The organism is Halomonas fontilapidosi (assembly GCF_014192285.1).
GTDB classification, from domain to species: domain Bacteria; phylum Pseudomonadota; class Gammaproteobacteria; order Pseudomonadales; family Halomonadaceae; genus Halomonas; species Halomonas fontilapidosi.
In genome coordinates this window covers 17,589-33,210 of sequence record NZ_JACHXQ010000009.1, presented here as the reverse complement: position 1 = coordinate 33,210, position 15,622 = coordinate 17,589, and the positions used below count along the sequence as shown (strand labels likewise).

The following is a 15,622-nucleotide window of genomic DNA, read 5'->3' as shown; positions in this document are numbered from 1 at the left end:
GAATATGGCACCATGATGGACTATCGCTTCGGCACCCAGGGAAGGAACCGCGCCATGCCCCTTGATCTTCAGGGCCCCGCTCTTGAACCCGGCTTCATGGTGATCCACGGCAACCGCCTGGAGGCGCTGCGCGACCTGACGGTGGCGTGGCTGCGCCACCACCCGCTGGGGCCGCTCGAGGACGAGGTGATCCTGGTGCAGAGCAACGGCATCAGCCAGTGGCTGAAGCTGGCGCTGGCTGCCGACCCGCCCCAGGGCGCCGGCATCGCCGCGGCCATGGACGTCACCCTGCCGGCGCGCTACCTGTGGCAGGCCTACCGCGCGGTGCTCACCCAGCAGGACGGCCCCGACGCCGTGCCGCCGGCATCCCCCTTGGACAAGCCGCGCCTCGTCTGGCGGCTGATGCGCCTGCTGCCCGAACTCACGGACGACGCCACCTTCGCGCCCCTGGCGCGCTTCCTGGCCGACGACGCCGACCGGCGCAAGCGCCACCAATTGGCCGAACGCCTGGCGGATCTGTTCGACCAGTACCAGGTCTACCGCGCCGACTGGCTGGCCGCCTGGGCCGAGGGCCGCGACGAGCTGATCGACGCCCGCGGCCAGGCCCGGCCGCTCGCCGAGGACCAGCGCTGGCAGCCGGCGCTGTGGCGGCGGCTTCGAGATGACATCGGCGAGGCCGGCCTGGCCAGCAGCCGCGCCTGGGTGCACACCCGCTTCCTCGAGGCGTGCCGTGAATTGACGCCTGAGAGCCTTCAGCGGGGTTCTGGAAAGGGACGACCGAAAGATCTGCCGCGCCGGGTGGTGGTGTTCGGCATCTCCTCGCTGCCCCGCCAGACCCTCGAGGCGCTGGCCGCGGTGTCGAAGGTCACCCAGGTGCTGCTCTGCGTGCACAACCCCTGCCGCCACTACTGGGCGGACATCATCGAGCACAAGGACCTGCTGCGGGCCGCTCGCCGGCGCCAGCGCCACCGCCCCGGCATGCCGCTCGAGCTCGACGACACCCAGCTGCACCTGCACGCCCAGCCGCTGCTCGCCGCCTGGGGCAAGCAGGGCCGCGACTACCTGCGCCTGCTCGACGAGTTCGACGATCAGGCCGCCTACCGGGCGCTGTTCGACGCCGAGGCGCTGCGCATCGACCTCTTCGATTCGCCCCTCGAGCAGGCCGAGGTCCCCGGGCTGCTCCAGCAGCTGCAGGACGACATCCTCGAGCTGCGCCCGCCCCAGGAGACCCGCGAGGCCTGGCCGGCCGTGGACCCGGCACGCGATCGCAGCCTGCGCTTTCACGTCGCCCACAGCCCCCTGCGCGAGGTGGAGATCCTCCACGACCAGCTGCTCGCCGCCTTCGACGCCGACCCCACGCTGCGCCCGCGGGACGTGCTGGTGATGGTGCCGGACATCGACACCTACGCCGCCGCCGTGCAGGCGGTGTTCGGCCGCCTGGCGCCGGACGATCCGCGCCATATCCCCTTCACGCTCTCCGACCAGACCAGCCGCCACCGCCAGCCGCTGCTGGTGGCGCTGGAGGCGCTCCTGCACCTGCCGGAATCGCGGCTGACGGTGAGCGACCTGCTGGACCTGCTGGAGGTGCCCGCCCTGCGCGGGCGCTTCGGGCTGGATGCCGACGCCCTGCCGGTGCTGCGCCGCTGGATCGAGGGCGCCGGCATCCGCTGGGGGCTTAATGCCACGCAGCGCGCCCGGCTCGACCTGCCCGGCGGGCTCACCGCCAACACCTGGGCCTTCGGCCTGCGCCGACTGCTGCTCGGCTACGCCGTCGGTGACACCGCCGACGGCCCCTGGCACGACATCGAGCCCTTTGGCGACATCGGCGGCCTGGAGGCGGCCCTGGCCGGCCCACTGATGGACCTGCTCGACGTGCTCGAGGCCCAGTGGCGCGCGCTCTCGGAGCCCGCCGACGTGCCGACCTGGTGCCGCCGCCTGCGCGCCCTCATGGCCGCGTGCTTCGCCGCCGAGGACGAGGCCGACCTTACCACCCTGAGCCGCCTGGAGGAGCTCCTGGAGGAGTGGCAGGAGACCAGCGAGGACGCCAGGCTCACGGAGGCCTTGCCGCTCTCGGTGGTGCGCGAGCACTGGCTCGGCCAGCTCGACGAAGCCAACCTCTCCCAGCGCTTCCTGGCCGGCGCGGTGAACGTCGCCACCCTGATGCCGATGCGCGCCATCCCCTTCCGCCACGTCTGCCTGCTGGGCATGAACGACGGCGAGTACCCGCGGGTCCAGCGCCCGCTCGACATCGACCTGATGGGCCACGACTACCGCCCCGGCGACCGCTCGCGCCGCGAGGACGACCGCTACCTGTTCCTCGAGGCGCTGCTCTCGGCCCGCGACAGCCTGATGATCAGCTGGGTCGGCCGCAGCATCCACGACAACGAGCCGCGCCCGCCCTCGGTGCTGCTCGGCCAGCTGCGCGACCACCTGGCCGCCGGCTGGCGCCTCGCCGGACGAGAGCATGAAGACGACGCCGGCCAGGCGCTGGTCGACGCCCTGACCACCGAGCATCCGCTGCAGCCGTTCAGCAGAAAATACTTCCGCGCGGGGTCGGGCGCGGTAGAAAGCTTCGGCGACAACGCCCGGCTGTTTACCTACGCCGAGGAATGGCGGGCGGTGCACCAGGCCGCGCCGGATGCCGTGGCCGACGGGGTACTGCCGCCGATGGAGCTCGACACCTCCCTGCCCCTGGCCCGCCTCAGTGGCTTCCTCAAGGACCCGGTAAAGGCCTTCTTCACCACCCGACTCGGCGTCTACCTCGAGCGCGAGGCGCTGGAGAGCCCCGACCACGAGCCCTTCGCCCTGGACGGCCTCGATCACTGGCAGCTCCAGCAGGCGCTGATCGAGGCCGGGCGCCGCGCCGTGGACGATGGCGCATCGCCCACCCCCGCCGTCCACGACACCCTGGCGCGCCTGGAGCGTGAGGGGCGGCTCGCCATGGGCGGCTTCGCCGAGCTGATGCGCGCGCATCTCGTCGAGCCGCTGGACGACCTCTTCGAGGCCTATGCCGAGAAGCTCGAGGCCTGGCCCCACGCCTGGGAGACGCCGGCGTCCGTGTCACTGGAGCTCGCCACCGCAGACGGCCCGCTGTCGACTGATTCTCTACGAGTGGAGGACTGGCTGGATGGCCTGCGCGAGAACGACGCCGGCGAGCGCTGCCGGCTGGTGCTGATGACCAGCAGCCTGGTCAACAAGGGCAAATATAACTGGAAGCACTGGCTCGCCCCCTGGGTCGGCCATCTCGCCGGCCAGCTCGCCCTCGGCCCCATGACCACGGTGCTGCTCTCCCGCGCCGGCGGCGGCACCCTGGCGCCGCTGGACGCGGCCGACGCACGCCAGCACCTGAAGGCCATCGCCCGCGCCTGGCGCGCCGGCATGACCGCCCCGCTGCCGCTGGCCCGGGACACCGCCTTCGCCTGGCATGAGAAGGGCGGCGACGAGAGCGCCCTGGCCCGCGTCTTCGGCAGCGACGGCTCTTCACAGACAAGCAAAGCCGAAGAGGCCGACCTCAAGGCCTGGAAGGCCGCCGCGCGCGTCTTCGAGGGCGACGACTACACCGCCGGCGAGCGCGACCGCGACCCGTACCTCGCCCGCCAGTGGCGCGACCTTGCGAGCCTCGTGCGCCATGAAGCCGCCGGCCGACGCTTCACCGAGCTGACCGCGGCGCTCTACGCCCCGCTGCACGATGTGGTGAAGAGCAAAGGCAGCGACAGGAAGAACGGCGGCAAGGGCCAGGGAGGCAAGGCATCATGAACTCGCCCGAATCCGCTCGAAACACCGCGGAAACCGTGCAGGCGGCCGAAACGCCGCGCCTCGACCCGGTGGCGCTGCCGCTCACCGGCAGCCGGCTGATCGAGGCCAGCGCCGGCACCGGCAAGACCTTCACCATCGCCCTGCTCTACCTGCGCCTGGTGCTCGGCCCACGCGACGCCGAGGACGCGGCCAGCTTCCCGCGGCCGCTGACCCCGCCCGAGATCCTGGTGGTCACCTTCACCAACGCCGCCACCCAGGAGCTGCGCGACCGCATCCGTGCCCGCCTCGTCGAAGCCGCCGATGCATTTCAATCGGGGACAGACCCAGATCACGCGGCCGAAGGGGCGCCTGGGACAGGTCGTAGCGGAGGTCCTATGCCAGGGATGGCATCGGTAGCGCCCAGGGAGGGGTTCACAGCGCCTCCGCAGAGACCTGCCCCAGGGAAAGCCCCGTCTAATGATCCGCTGATAGCACTCCGCGACAGCTACCCCCGCGAGCGCTGGCCGACCTGCGCCCGCCGCCTGCGGCTGGCCGCCGAGTGGATGGACGAGGCCGCCGTCTCCACCATCCACTCCTGGTGCCACCGCATGCTGCGCGAGCACGCCTTCGACAGCGGCAGCCTGTTCGCCCTGGAGATGTCGCTGGACCAGTCGGAGATGGACCTGGAGATCGCCCGGGACTACTGGCGCAGCTTCTACTACGACCTCGACCCCGAGGCGCTGGCGATCGTCGCCCGCTACTGGACCACGCCGGACGCCTTGAACGACACCGCCGGCCGGCTGCGCACCCACGCCGCCGCCCTGCCGGCGGCGCCGCCGCCCGCCGAGGCGCTAGCGAACTACCGCGAGCAGCGCGCCGCGGCCCTGGCTGAGCTCAAGGCGCCCTGGCCGGCCTGGCTCGACGAGCTGGAGGAGTTGCTCGATGCCGCCGCCCAGCGCAAGGCGTTCAACGGCCAGAAGCTCAACGCCAGGAGCCGCGCCAACTGGCTCGCCGCCCTGCGCGACTGGGCCCATGACCCGGAACTGGCCAAGCCAGCGCTTACCGAGGCCGCCTGGAAGCGCCTGACGCCCGAGGGCATCGCCGAAATCTGGAAGGAAGATCCGGTGCCGAATTTGCCGGCGCTGGAGGCCCTGGCCGAGCTGCCGGAGAAGCTCGCCGCGCTGCTCGACCCCTTTGCCGACCTGCTCGCCCACGCCGTGCACTGGATGGCCGCACGCCGCGAGACCGTGCAGCGCCGCCGCGCCGAGCTCGGCCCCGACGACCTGCTGCACCGGCTCGACGCCGCCTTCGCGGGCGAGGCCGGCGTGACGCTTTCCGCGCGCATACGCCAGCAGTTCCCGGTGGCGCTGGTCGACGAGTTCCAGGATACCGACCCGGTGCAGTACCGGCTCTTCGACCGGGTCTATGAACTGGCCAAGAATCGTGGCAGCGCTGGTGATGATGAAAAGAGCGCGGTGCTGCTGATCGGCGACCCCAAGCAGGCGATCTACGCCTTCCGCGGCGCCGATATCCACACCTACCTGCAGGCCCGGCGCGACACCGCCGGCCGCCACGTCACGCTGGGCACCAACTTCCGCTCCGCCGAACCCATGGTCGAGGCGGTCAATCGGGTGTTCGAGCACGCCGAGGCCAGCGACGCCGGCGCCTTCCTGTTCCGCCGCGGCGACGATAACCCGGTGCCCTTCGCGCCGGTCGACGCCAACGGCCGCAAGGACGCCCTCACGCGAAACGGCGTGACACCGCCGGCGCTGACGCTCTGGCACCTGGCCGCCGACGAGACGCTTTCCAAGGGCGCCTACCTCAGCGAACTCGCCGGGCGCTGCGCCACCGAGATGGCCGCCCTGCTGCGCGAGGGACAGGCAGGCCAGACGGGCTTTACCAAGGATGGCGAACTGCGCCCCCTGGCGCCGTCGGACCTCGCCGTGCTGGTCAACAACGGCTCCGAGGCCCGCGCCATCCGCGCCGCCCTGCTGGCCCGCGGCATCCGCAGCGTCTACCTCTCCGACAAGGAGGGCGTGTTCGAAACCGAGGCCGCCGCCGAGCTGGAGGGGTGGCTCGCCGCCTGCGCCGCCCCAGACGACGAGCGCGCCCTGCGCGCCGCGCTCGCCACACCGAGCCTGGGTCTCTCGCTCGCCGAACTCGACGCCCTGAACGGCGGCCCCCAGCAGGACGAGCTGGCCTGGGAGGCGCGGGTAATGCAGTTCCGCGATTACCACCGCCAGTGGCAGCGCCGCGGCGTGCTGCCCATGCTGCATCGGCTGCTGGCCGACTTCGCGGTGTCCGGCCGCTTGCTGGCGGTGCCCGAGGGCGAACGACGGCTCACCGACCTGCTGCACCTCGGCGAGCTGCTGCAGGAGGCCAGCGCCGAGATCGACGGCGAGCACGCCCTTCTGCGCTTTCTCGCCGAGTCCCGCGCGCATCCGCATGCGCAGTCCGATACCCACCGCCTGCGCCTGGAGAGCGACGCCGACCTGGTGCAGGTGGTGACCATCCACAAGTCCAAGGGCCTGGAGTACCCGCTGGTGTTCCTGCCCTTCATCGCCGCCTTCCGCCCGGTGAAGCAGGGCGACCTGCCGCTGCGCTGGCACGATGACGACGGGAACCTGCGCCTAACCTTGAGCGCCGACGAGGCTACCCTCGCCCGCGCCGACCGCGAGCGCCTGGGGGAAGACCTGCGCAAGCTCTACGTCGCCCTGACCCGCGCCCGCCACGCCACCTGGCTCGGCCTGGCACCGCTGGAGGCCATGGAGCGCAGCGCCGTCGGTCACCTGCTCTCCGGGGGCGAAGCGCTCTCGCCCGAGGCCCTGCGCCCGGCGCTCGAGGCGCTGGCGGACGCTGATGGTCACGACAGGGGACGGGTGACGGTGATCGACGCCCCCGAGGCCGATGCCACGCCAGTCCACCTCGCCACCGACGACACGCCGCTCGGCCATGCCCGCGCCCCGACTCGGACGATCCGCGAGCACTGGTGGATCGCCAGCTACTCGGCGCTGCGCACCGGCGCCACCCCGGAAGAAGGGGGTGATATCGCCGTCACGGCCGAGCCGGCCCCCGAGCCCGCTACCGCCATTGAAGCCACGGCGATGGAGGTGATCGACGAGCCCTTCGACGCCGGCGCCGCCACGGTAAGCGAAGGCTCGCTTCACCGTTTCCCCCGCGGCCCCTCGGCGGGCACCTTCCTGCACGGCCTGCTGGAGTGGGCCGGCGAGGAGGGCTTCGCCCGGGTGGCCGAGGACGCCGACCTGCGCTTCGACACCCTGGCCCGGCGCGCCAACCGCCGCGGCTGGGAGGGCCAGATCGCTGCCCTGGAACAGTGGCTGCCGGAACTCTTGACCACGCCGCTGCCGGTGCCGGAGCCGGGCGATGGCGAGGCCGCGCCGCTGCGCCTCGATGCGCTTTTCGGCTACCGGGTCGAGCTGGAGTTCTGGTTCGCCGCCCACCGGGTGAACACCCGCCGGCTGGACGCCCTCGTAAGCGCTCACACACTCGGCGGCCGGCCGCGGCCGGCGCTCGAGCCCGACACCCTCAACGGCATGCTCAAGGGCTTCATCGACCTGGTGGTGGAGCACGAGGGGCGCTTCTACGTGCTCGACTGGAAGTCCAACCACCTGGGCGCGAGTGATTCCGCCTACACCGAGGCGGCGATGGGCGAGGCCGTGCTCGAGAAGCGCTACGACGTGCAGTACTGCCTCTACCTGCTGGCCCTGCACCGGCTACTCGAGACCCGGCTGCCGGACTACGACATCGAGCGCCACCTGGGCGGGGCGCTCTACGTCTTCCTGCGCGGCACCCGCGCGCCCTCCCGCGGCGTGCACGCCGAGCGCCCGCCGAGCGAGCTGATCCTCGCGCTCGATGCCCTGTTCCGCGCCGAGGAGGACGCCGCATGATGCCGGATACCCCGAACCACACTGCCGCGCCCGAAGCCGCGCTGATGCAAGCGCCCGAACAGGCGCTAATTCAAGCGCCCGAAAACGCGCTAGCCGATCATGCGGCGCTGTTCGCCCTGCTCGACCGCTGGGTGGCGCGCGGCTGGCTGCGCTCGCTGGACCGCGCCTTCGCCGCTTTCCTGCATCGCGAGGCGAGCAAGGGGCATGAGGTAAGTGAGGCCTCCCCCCTGCTGCTGCTCGCGGCCGCACTCGCCAGCCACCAGCTCGGCCGCGGCCACGTCTGCCTGGACCTGGCCCAGACGCTGGCCACCCCGGACCTGGCGCTCTCGCTGCCGCCGGAGGGCGACAGCCTGGAGGACCCGCCGCCGCTGCCCAGCCGGGTGATGGCCACGCTCGACCTCGACGCCTGGCGTGCGGCGCTGGCCCAGCCCGAGCTCGTGGCCGATGGCCCCGGCAGCACGCCGCTGGTACTCGCCGGCACTGCCGCCCGCCCCCGGCTCTACCTGCGCCGCTACTGGCAGCACGAGCAGGATATCCACACCCGGATCAATGAGCGGCTCGACTCCCCTTGTAGGAGCTCAGCTCTGCTGCGCGATGGCGCCGACAGGCGCCCGATGGATCCTGCCACCCTGCGCCCGATCCTCGACGCCCTCTTCCCCAACCGCGGCGATGCCCCGCAAGCCATCGACTGGCAGAAGGCCGCCTGCGCCCTCGCCGGCCGCTCGCGCTTCGCGGTGATCACCGGCGGCCCCGGCACCGGCAAGACCACCACCGTGGTGCGCCTCCTCGCCCTGCTCCAGGCGCTGGCGCTCGGTGAAGGCCAGGGGGAAGGCGAGGACGAAGGAAAGCAGGCCCTACGCATTCGCCTGGCCGCCCCCACCGGCAAGGCCGCCGCCCGGCTCAACGAGTCCATCGCCGGCCAGGTGGCAAAGCTCGACCTCGCCGGCCTGGCCGACGATCCCGAGCGGCTGCGCGAGGTGATTCCCAAGGAGGTGAGTACGCTGCACCGGCTGCTCGGCTCGCGACCCGACACCCGCCGCTTCCGCCACGACCGCCACAACCCGCTGCCGCTGGACGTGCTGGTGGTGGACGAGGCCTCGATGGTGGACGTGGGCATGATGGCCGCGATGCTCGAGGCGCTGCCGCCCCGGGCGCGGCTGGTGCTGCTCGGCGACAAGGACCAGCTCGCCTCGGTGGAGGCCGGCTCGGTGCTCGGCGACCTGTGCGCCCGGGCCGAGGGCGGCCACTACACCCCGGCTACCGCCGAGTGGCTGTTTGATGCCACCGGCCAGCCGCTGCCCGCGAACACGCTGGACGCCGGCGGCCAGCCACTCGACCAGGCCATCGCCATGCTGCGCGTCAGCCACCGCTTCACCGCCGACAGCGGCATCGGCCAACTGGCCGCGGCGATCAACCTGGACGCCGAGCCCGCCGCCAAGCGCCGCGCCATCACCACGGCGCTCACCGCAGGCTTCGCGGACCTCTCGCATTTGAGGCTATCCGCCGACGACGAGCGCAGCCTGGCCCGCCTGGCGGTGACCGGCTGCCCCGAGCGCTTTCCCAGTGCCAAAACGGCCGACGCGCCGCCGGTGGGCTATCGCCACTTCCTGAGCGTGATGGCCGAGCGGCGCCCGGCGGACGACGCGGATCAGGAGGCCTTCGATGACTGGGCCCGCGCCGTGCTCTCGGCCCACGGCCACTTCCAGCTGCTGTGCGCGCTGCGCCGCGGCCCCTGGGGCGTGGAAGGCCTGAACGAGCGGGTGCGCCAGGCGCTGGAGCAAGAGAAGTTGATCGACAGCCAGGACGGGCGCCAGCGCTGGTACCCCGGCCGCCCGGTGCTCGTTACCAAGAACGACTACGGCCTGGGGCTGATGAACGGCGATATCGGCATCACCCTGGACATGCCACGCCCTGGCAGCATGCCCGGCGACGGCAGCCGCCGCCTGCTGCGGGTGGCCTTCCCCGCCACTGATGGCACCGGTCGCATCAAGTGGGTGCTGCCCTCGCGCCTGCAGGCGGTGGAGACGGTGTTCGCGATGACGGTGCACAAGTCCCAGGGCTCGGAGTTCACCCACGCCGCCCTGGTGCTGCCCGACGCGCCGAACCCCATCCTCACCCGGGAGCTGGTCTACACCGGCATCACCCGCGCCCGCCACTGGCTGACGCTGGTGGAAACCGGCCGCGGCCAGCTGATGGACGCAGCACAGCGGCGGGTGATGCGGGTGAGTGGGTTGGGGAGTTGATTGGCGTCTCATATTTCAAGCAAGCGAGGAAGGAAAGCCGCTTTCGGCCAGAAGCGGACTTTCTGAGAATCCTCATATGACACCTGAGCTCAGCGGCATTTGAGGCGATGCTCCTTTTTACGCTAGCAAAAATGGGTAACGGGTCAGATGTCCGCTGCAACGTGTTGTTAGCTGCTTATTTGCTACGGAATGCCAACTTCAATATCCCAAGATTTATCTGCCATGCGACAAGTCAAGATCTTAACTCCAGGCTGCACCTGCTCTGCGGTTGCAGAGTAATCCGAAAATGCCTGGTGGGAAGATAACGCCTCGTGCCTCAACCCAAGGCAAATTTCCTTGATGCTTCCTGCTGGCAAGCGATAGCAATACAACCGACGTCCGTTAGCTTCAACCACTTCAAAATGTCCGCTGGCGTTGGCTCCAGCCTCATCCCTATCGGCGATGCATTTCACAACTCGCACCTCTTCCTCATAGGCCCAACACATGGACTTATGCAAGAAGAGCCTACTCAATTTCTCGTGATGATCAACGGGATAGTGATGAGTGTGGCCGACGTTCACGGGGTCACCTTTGGGAGTAGCTGTCAGGGGGGTAGATGGGCGCGTTTGCGTGTAAATAATGCTTCCATGTTGGGCGGGAATGAGGCAGGTCTCTTCGTCGGTAAAGCCTGCCAACTGAGCATCAAACCCGATTACCGCACCGTGATGCTCATTTGCATAATGCGACCACATCAGCGGATTTTTCGCGGTTCGAGTTAGGCTCAGCACACCACTGTTTTCCGTCCATACATGACGCGATCCCCAAGAACGAATGCCATCGAATAGCTCTCCGATCGGGTTTGATGGATGGACTGGATATCCGGCGATAGTTTCAAAAGGGTCATTAAACTCGCTGGCGATTGCAAAGGCAATTGAATTGCCGTGCAAAACCTTCCTCGCCACCTCCGCGCTCATGTACTTGTAAAGGATCATGGCGTTCCTCAATACAGCTAATGTCAAAGTTGGGCAGCGTCTCTCGGATCTTCGTAGGCAATAGGTTCGCGTTCACTCCGACTTACGCGCAGCTGAAGCACTACGGCCGCATGGAAACCGGCAAGAAGCCGTACCGTCCCGAAGAGCTCCTCGAAAAGTGGACGTGGTTGCAGGACGCTTGCACATCGGCAGGAGGAGCCACGTTCTCAAAGACGACCACCTGGCCAAGCGCGCTCGACGAACAGAGGTTCCGATAGAAGGCATCCTTCACCGAGGTGGCGACCTCACCATCGTCGTCGGCGTCGGCCTCCTTGTACGGGTTCAACGGGGTATCCAGGACGACGAAGCCAGGGTGCCCCGTGTTCGCCCCGAGTGCCTCTTGCATCAGTCCGATCACGTAGCCAGCGCACATGACCGCACGCACGCCCTTGCCATGACTCGTTCGCTTCCGGCCATTCACAACGAGATCAGCGCTCTTCTCGTCGAATGCCACGGTAATGTCGTCAGCCACCCTCCATGCGATGAGGAGTGCCCTGATGCGCGAGCACACGTCGGACATGGTGTTCGCTGTGAGCTTGATGAACTCCAACTTCTCCCCCTTGTCGGGCGTGGCATCCAGGTCGAGCATTTGGCTCTTGAGCGAGTCGATCTGGTCGCGCAGTTGCTCCACCCTGACGAACGCTCCATAGCTGCCCTGGATCGCTCGGAGTTCGTTGGCCGTGGCTCGGACTTTCGGTGCGAGGGCTACCTCAATCTCTTCGGAGATCTCCTGGATCGCTGCATCGATCTCCCCCAGGCTCGCCGCAAAGACACGCTGCTCGGTGGACAGCTGGTCCGCTGCAATGCGAAGTTCCGCTCGGAGGCGCTGGACCTTCGCCGCTTCCGCCTGAGCGGCCCGGAGCGTGGACTCGGGTGCTTGCGCATCAGCATGCCGCTGATGTTCTGGTTCAGCGCCACAATAGTCGCACGACTTGTCGCCGTACATCTGCAAGAGATAGGAAGACTCTCCCATGGACTCGAGCCGAAGCAGATCAGACTCGTAGTGCGCGTCGAGCAACGAAGCACGTGCGAGCATCCCGTCGAGCTCATCCAACCGTCCGCGTTGCTCTCGTTGCTGGTTCACGAGCTTTCTTCGCTTCGACTCAGCGGCGCGAAGATCGGCCAAAGCCGTGCTCGACAGCTCGCCCAGCTCACGCAGCTTGGCTTCAAGTTCGGACACCAGCTCGGGCGTCACATCCATGTTCTCGAGGAGCTCGTCAAGCGCGGCTTGATCGCGCTCAAGCAGACCCTCAATCGCCTCCTTCCGTCCGGCCAACCGGCCCGCGGACGTCTTCGGGTCTTCTGGCTGCACGATGCCGGAGTCATCGATGCCCGTTAGCAACATCCGGATTGTGCTTGCGGCGGCGGTATTGCCGGTGTTCTGGGAACCGTAGAGGGGGGAGCGTTTCGCGATAATCCGCTCTTCATCGACGAGCAGGGCCTTGGATAGGACCCTGAAGCTGGCCTCCTGAGTCGTCCCGCTGTCGTTCTTGCGGACTCGCCTGTCATCAAGGCCACACAGGCCAAGCAAGAAGCCGGAGACAGACTCCTTGGCGTTGGTGGTCTCGCCCAGTACCTCCCACTCGTCATCGGCTCCGAGAGCATCATCAATCCGCCCACGAAAGACTCCGATCTTCCCGCCAACGAGCGCACGCTTCAGAGTGTAGAGCTGGCCGCCCGCCGCTTGGATGCAGAGATAGGCGACATCGTACAGTCGCGCTTGCGGAATCTCTTCGGGAGGCGTGCCAGAGCCCATCACGAAGTCGATACAACTCAGCGCGTACGACTTTCCCGTGTCCGACGAGCCCTCGATGACGTTGAGCCCCGACGCGAAGACGAGACTTCCGGGCACCTGACCCGGGCCACAGAGACGAAGCTCCCGAAGCTCGAACCCGCGTCGAGCGCTACCGTTCATCATGGTGTCCTCCCCAATCCACCATACTCGGCGAACTGCCCACCCCACCGATCGAGCTCGGTACTGACGTATCGGGTGATCTCGCTGGTCTCCAACTCCCCGAAGCTTGCGGCGATCCAGCTCGCGCGGCTCCGCAAGGCTTCGACATACCTGCTGCGCAGCGTGTCCAGGAAGCAGCCGCCCCGATCCGTTGCGCCGTAGCTGAAACCGTTCGCGTCCATCGTCACTGAGACAAGACCACGCCTGGCGTACAGGGCAAGGCCAGGTTCCAGCACGGCACGTCGCACGAGAACCTCAGCTCCGCGTTGTGGCACAGCAGGATGGAGGCTCTCGGGACCTCCATCCACGTCGGCCGAGTGGACCAGAAGGTAGTCGAGCAGAACGAGCCGCTGAAGGTCGTGGCGGTGAGGGTCGAGCTCGACGAGGACGCACAGCGAGCGCAGCCCAAGCTCGACTGGCGAGTTGAACACCCACGATGTTGTCGCGTCCGGCGCACCCATCACGGAACCCACTTGAGTCGAGCGTTGTCGGCGAGCTGGTGGCAGATGCCAGCCTTGTCTTTGACCCCGAGTACCTGTCGCAGAGCGTTGTTCGTCGGGTCAAGCTGCTGCGCGACTCCTGTCGCGGCCTTCACCCGCTGTAACCCATCGGCGTGGGTGATGTCCTCCACGGTGTCGATGATTGCATCGAAGAACTCCTCCTGAAGATCTTCGAACTGCCCAGGTGGAAGGATGTCGCGGGAGAAGTTACGGAGTGATTCAGCATGAAAGAATCGCTCGCGACTCCGCATCAAATGCCGATGGAGAGGCTCGCGTGCGGCCAAGTCCGCGACACTCAGGGCCACGCCGGTGTGATCGGAGTAAGCCTCTAGGAGTCGACCGATGTATGGGCTCTCGAACTTCTCCTCGTCGATGTGCGGGACTTCGGCTGGCGGCCGAGGCGGTAGGCCCCCTGGAAATCGAGCGGCATGCCAGCGCGTCAGCGCATGTTGCTCGATGAGATCCATCGGCGGGACGTAGCTGACGATGCTGAAGTCGAAGCCCTCGACGAAATCCAGGAGCTCGCCGGTCAGCGGGACCTTCTTCGTGGAGGTGATGTGCTCCTCGCACTTTGTCGCCCAGTCCTTGATGAGCCTCGCGCGGAGTTCCTCGGGCTTCTTGAAGAGCAGCGACAGACTGTTCCCTGCCCCTTGGGGAGCCACGAAGTAGTACTCGGTTGGGGCCGAAAACGCCTTCTCGTGAACGTAGTAGCAGAGCTTCCCCAGCTCGAGGACGACCTGGTTCGGTTGCAGCGGGTCCTTATAGTGCTTGCACTGGTAGTTGTGCCACTCGTCGTCGGAGACGAATGCCACAACGTCGCGACCGAGGTCGCCCGCTCCGCCGCAGCGCTCAACGCGTTGGTACCGGCTCTTCAGGCTGTGGGCCCACTCCAGAGCAAAGTCCTCCCACTGGCCTGGGGAGAAGACGCGCAGGAGGTCGATGGCGGGCACAATCGTGCTGCTCGCGGGCGTTGGCGCCACGGTGTCTACTGTGGGCTCCTTCAGCGGCTGCGTCGCTGCCTTGAAAAGGCTCATGGTCGGAGTCCTCTCTCGCTCTGCCTACGCCCGGCTGCCCAACGCCTGTGCTCAGCGGCATTTGAGGCGACGCCTGATTTTGCGATAGCAAAAGCATGTGGCGGGTCAAATGTCCGCTGCAGCGATTTGTTCGGCGTCATTTCTCACCACGCGCATTAAGCAATAGGCTAATTAGAGCGAAAAGACGATGAAACAGGTAATCAACCTGCTTCGGAGCCACAACCATAGATTGTGTGACCTCCGAGTGCCGTATGTGGAATGAGTTGCCAATATCAGTCAAGGCCCTTGCCTCATCTTCTAGAACCTGACGAAACGCTGATTCTGTAGTCACTTGATCTAGCAATGTGCCAACTGATTTCCGCTTGTTCTGTGGATCGTCCAGTGATTTCAGCCGCTCCCAACAATCCCAAAGTCGCTCGACTGCCTCTCGACGTACAGTGGGTGCTGGATTAATAAATTTGACACGGCATTCTTCGAGCATTCCGTCCAAGGTGGCGTCCCCTGTGCGGAATGCAGCAACTGCCAGGGTCTCCCTTAGCGCAGTAGGAGCCAAACGTGTAACTCGACCATCCTCTCCCAGTTCGTACGAAAGGCCATTCCTCGCGAACAGTCGATTGATGTCTCTCCTAAACTCGAACTGTCCATCGGACTCATCGAAGTTCAGATGATGATGATTGAAGAAGGAATGAAATGTTCCCTGGGTCGGTTTTGCCACGCGATCGTGAACGAATTCAACCAGATCGAGTATCAGCAATGTGTCAGGAGCATATGGCTCACGCCGTACAAGGAAGCCATCGGACTCCGAGCCTGTTGTCTCCAAGGGCCAAGCCAAACCAGGAATCTCAGCGAGCAAGGACAGTTGCAAGCTGTTTTCATCGGTTCCAATTGGCCCCTGACCATCTGGACATAGCTCGGGATACTTTGCCCCCAAAGCTCCTGTAGAAACCAAAGAATTGATTAGCCCTACAACTCCGCCCCAAACTGCGGGAGAAATCGTTTCCTCAGTGCGTGGCTGAGGCCCCCGTTCCCTATCGCTGAAATATTCCGACATACGTTGCCTATGACGCAGAAAAGGTATTATATCGCGTGCTTGACATTCCACTTGAACGTGCACGCGCGCTCAATAATGTTATGCCGCACAGTCAGCCGCCTATTATCTTATTGAAAAAACTGAAAATTAAGTACAGCCTGGCTATATAAAACCGATCTTCGTGCATACGACATACCCCAATGAACGA

The 15,622-nt window shown here is 66.7% G+C and carries 8 protein-coding genes; 3 read left to right on the top strand and 5 right to left on the bottom strand.

All coding sequences use genetic code 11. The features are described from left to right. Nucleotides 1-54: 54 nt before the first annotated feature. The 3 genes from recC to recD are packed head-to-tail and all read left to right on the top strand — an operon-like array spanning nucleotide 55 to nucleotide 9,886. A complete protein-coding gene (gene recC, locus FHR95_RS12890; protein WP_183314674.1) occupies nucleotides 55-3,756 on the top strand; it encodes an exodeoxyribonuclease V subunit gamma in 3,702 nt (1,233 codons plus the stop codon). Further along, on the top strand, nucleotides 3,753-7,643 hold the full coding sequence (gene recB, locus FHR95_RS12885) for an exodeoxyribonuclease V subunit beta (protein ID WP_183314673.1): 3,891 nt from the start codon (nucleotides 3,753-3,755) through the stop codon (nucleotides 7,641-7,643). The genes recC and recB overlap by 4 nt, the downstream gene beginning before the upstream one ends. After that, entirely contained in the window at nucleotides 7,640-9,886 is a 2,247-nt protein-coding gene (gene recD / locus FHR95_RS12880) for an exodeoxyribonuclease V subunit alpha (RefSeq protein ID WP_183314672.1), read from the top strand. The genes recB and recD overlap by 4 nt, the downstream gene beginning before the upstream one ends. Before the next feature lie 182 nt (nucleotides 9,887-10,068). Here the strand turns inward: recD and FHR95_RS12875 are convergent, their stop codons facing one another. From FHR95_RS12875 to FHR95_RS12855, 5 genes are all read right to left on the bottom strand, one after another. Further along, a complete protein-coding gene (locus FHR95_RS12875) occupies nucleotides 10,069-10,857 on the bottom strand; it encodes a DUF2971 domain-containing protein (protein ID WP_183314671.1) in 789 nt (262 codons plus the stop codon). Between the two features lie 100 nt (nucleotides 10,858-10,957). Then, nucleotides 10,958-12,814 (bottom strand): coiled-coil domain-containing protein, encoded by a 1,857-nt coding sequence (locus FHR95_RS12870; protein ID WP_183314670.1) that lies wholly within the window; start codon nucleotides 12,812-12,814, stop codon nucleotides 10,958-10,960. Further along, entirely contained in the window at nucleotides 12,811-13,311 is a 501-nt protein-coding gene (locus FHR95_RS12865; protein ID WP_183314669.1) for an ABC-three component system middle component 2, read from the bottom strand. The genes FHR95_RS12870 and FHR95_RS12865 overlap by 4 nt, the downstream gene beginning before the upstream one ends. After that, nucleotides 13,311-14,384 (bottom strand): ABC-three component system protein, encoded by a 1,074-nt coding sequence (locus FHR95_RS12860; RefSeq protein WP_183314668.1) that lies wholly within the window; start codon nucleotides 14,382-14,384, stop codon nucleotides 13,311-13,313. Before FHR95_RS12860 ends, FHR95_RS12865 begins: the two co-directional genes overlap by 1 nt. A 136-nt stretch (nucleotides 14,385-14,520) precedes the next feature. Further along, the gene (locus FHR95_RS12855) at nucleotides 14,521-15,435 is read right to left on the bottom strand and encodes an AbiJ-NTD4 domain-containing protein (RefSeq protein WP_183314667.1); all 915 of its coding nucleotides are present in this window, start codon (nucleotides 15,433-15,435) and stop codon (nucleotides 14,521-14,523) included. Between the last annotated feature and the right edge of the window lie 187 nt (nucleotides 15,436-15,622).

Excerpts from the sequence above, each read along its gene's own strand:
- FHR95_RS12855 (WP_183314667.1), bottom strand. The coding sequence starts at position 15,435 with ATGTCGGAATATTTCAGCGATAGGGAACGGGGGCCTCAGCCACGCACT.
- recB (WP_183314673.1), top strand. The coding sequence starts at position 3,753 with ATGAACTCGCCCGAATCCGCTCGAAACACCGCGGAAACCGTGCAGGCG.
- recC (WP_183314674.1), top strand. The coding sequence starts at position 55 with ATGCCCCTTGATCTTCAGGGCCCCGCTCTTGAACCCGGCTTCATGGTG.
- FHR95_RS12865 (WP_183314669.1), bottom strand. The coding sequence starts at position 13,311 with ATGGGTGCGCCGGACGCGACAACATCGTGGGTGTTCAACTCGCCAGTC.
- FHR95_RS12870 (WP_183314670.1), bottom strand. The coding sequence starts at position 12,814 with ATGATGAACGGTAGCGCTCGACGCGGGTTCGAGCTTCGGGAGCTTCGT.
- FHR95_RS12860 (WP_183314668.1), bottom strand. The coding sequence starts at position 14,384 with ATGAGCCTTTTCAAGGCAGCGACGCAGCCGCTGAAGGAGCCCACAGTA.
- recD (WP_183314672.1), top strand. The coding sequence starts at position 7,640 with ATGATGCCGGATACCCCGAACCACACTGCCGCGCCCGAAGCCGCGCTG.
- FHR95_RS12875 (WP_183314671.1), bottom strand. The coding sequence starts at position 10,857 with ATGATCCTTTACAAGTACATGAGCGCGGAGGTGGCGAGGAAGGTTTTG.